The 1951-nt window shown below is 43.5% G+C and carries 1 protein-coding gene and 1 pseudogene; both read right to left on the reverse strand.

The window, feature by feature from the left end; translation table 11 throughout:
• Positions 1-126: pseudogene (locus F6K37_RS39990) on the reverse strand (RNA-guided endonuclease TnpB family protein); the annotation flags it as partial.
• A 134-nt stretch (positions 127-260) separates the two neighbouring features.
• On the reverse strand, positions 261-1940 hold the full coding sequence (gene ltrA / locus F6K37_RS39995; RefSeq protein WP_287256822.1) for a group II intron reverse transcriptase/maturase: 1680 nt from the start codon (positions 1938-1940) through the stop codon (positions 261-263).
• Between the last annotated feature and the right edge of the window lie 11 nt (positions 1941-1951).

Here is a 1951-nt window from a genome sequence, read left to right on the forward strand (position 1 = left end):
TAAATCTCCCGAAGTGTTCGGATCGATGATCCAGGTTCCGGTGTGCCCCACCGTACCCAAGGCTTTTTTCAGGATGTTGACTGCGGCGTTGTGGTCTCGGTCTAATTTACAACCACATTTGCAGACGATTAAACTAAGCCGGTGAGTCGCCTCACCGACTCGTCTCCAAAACCGTACGTGAAAGTGTCGGGTAAGAGAGCATACGTCACCGTATCTCCCTCCCCTAAGAACCGTACTTGACACTCATCGCATCATACGGCTCAAGCCTCTGCCATCATAGTACGAAGACCACTATGTACCGCTTTGTGACAAGTTTTATGGAGGTGTTGGAGGTTGTCGATTCCGTCCGTTCCACCTTTTGCCACTGGTACTATGTGATGGGTCTCGATAGCTTCACCGTTGTTAAGGTGTTCCCCACAGATAGGACAAAACCATCTTTGATTTTGGGCGATTTGATAATACTTTGACCCTTTATCCCAGATGGTTTTACCAGAGAGGGTAGCTCTTTTTGTCCAATAGTCTGTTAATTGGGGGTCGTCTGGGGATGCCGTTCCTTTTACTTTGATGTGGCGTTCAATGGGAATTTTGGCTATGTTGAATAAGCCAATTTCTTTGGTTTTGCCTTTTCTGTCCTTGACATCACAAGCAAATTCCCATCCTTTTCCTCTTATTTTAAAGTATCGGTTGGCAATCCATCTTTTCCCCTTGTTTGGGTGTCTACGTTTTGCCCATCGCCAGAGTGCTATCCACATCTCGGAACTGATGTAGCTAAACACTTCTTTACTGACGGCGTGACGATAATAGTTTCCAAAGCCTCGAAGTTTGGGGTTAAGTTGTTTAATGACAATTTCCTGTTCTACCGTTTTATTTTGTTTGAGCCAATCTCTAGTTTCCTTAAGGAAATTCAGGACTTTCTCTTTTTGTGGTTTAATCAGTAGCTTGCCATTATACTGTCTGAGATTAAACCCAAGGAAGTTAAATCCTGCGCCGATCTGAACGATACGGGTCTTTTCTCTATTTAGTTTTAGCCCCCTTTGTGATAACCATTGTTCGATTTTGGGTTGGATTTCCTCTATGTCTTCTTGACAGGTAGCGGTTACAATGAAGTCGTCGGCATATCTGACGAAGCCATATTTATTGGATTTATATCTGCCTTTAACTTTCTTAAATTGACTTAAGAACTGTTCTAGACCGTGTAATCCGATATTTGCCAGGAGGGGACTAATTATGCCTCCTTGTGGCGTTCCGCTATTCGTATCATGAAATTTTTCCTTATCAAGGTATCCGGCTTTTAACCATTGTTTAACGAGGTAAAAAACCGGAAAATTCCCTATGGATTTTAGGAGAGTTTCGTGGGTGATATTGTCAAAGAATCCTGAGATGTCAGCATCCAGTACCCATGTGTCTCTACCACCTTGAAGGCGTAAGAAACATTGTTCAATGGCATCATGACAACTTCTTCCGACTCTGAACCCATAACTATTCGCCTCGAATTGGGCTTCCCATCTTGGTTCCAGGGCATTTTTCACAACAGCTTGTGCTACTCTGTCGGAGATGGTGGGTATGCCTAATGGTCTTTGTTTTCCATTGGCTTTGGGAATATAGACCCTTTTGGTTGGTTTAGCCTTCCATAGGGTGAATTGTCCCATTTCTCGGACGAGTTTTACCCGTTGTTCAGGTGTGAGTATCACCTCCTTATCAACACCTGCTGTTCGTTTTCCAAGGTTAAGTTGGGTAACTTTTCGCACAGACAAGATTAAATTGTCGAAGCTTGTTAACATCAGTTTCGTTAGGCTTCTGACCTTATTCCACTGACCGTTCTGTGTGGCACGATATATCCGTTTCCTCAGATTCTTAACATTCTTAACCACTGATTTCCAGTCAATCTGTGACCAGTCCTTAAGTTGTCCAGAGTCTCCGATAACCACAGTGGTTTCCATCTTTCAATCTC

The organism is Moorena sp. SIO4E2, from assembly GCF_010671945.1.
Taxonomy (GTDB): Bacteria; Cyanobacteriota; Cyanobacteriia; order Cyanobacteriales; family Coleofasciculaceae; genus Moorena; species Moorena producens.

What these genes read in the sequence shown, in the direction of transcription:
- ltrA (WP_287256822.1), bottom strand. Translation starts at nt 1,940, where the DNA reads ATGGAAACCACTGTGGTTATCGGAGACTCTGGACAACTTAAGGACTGG.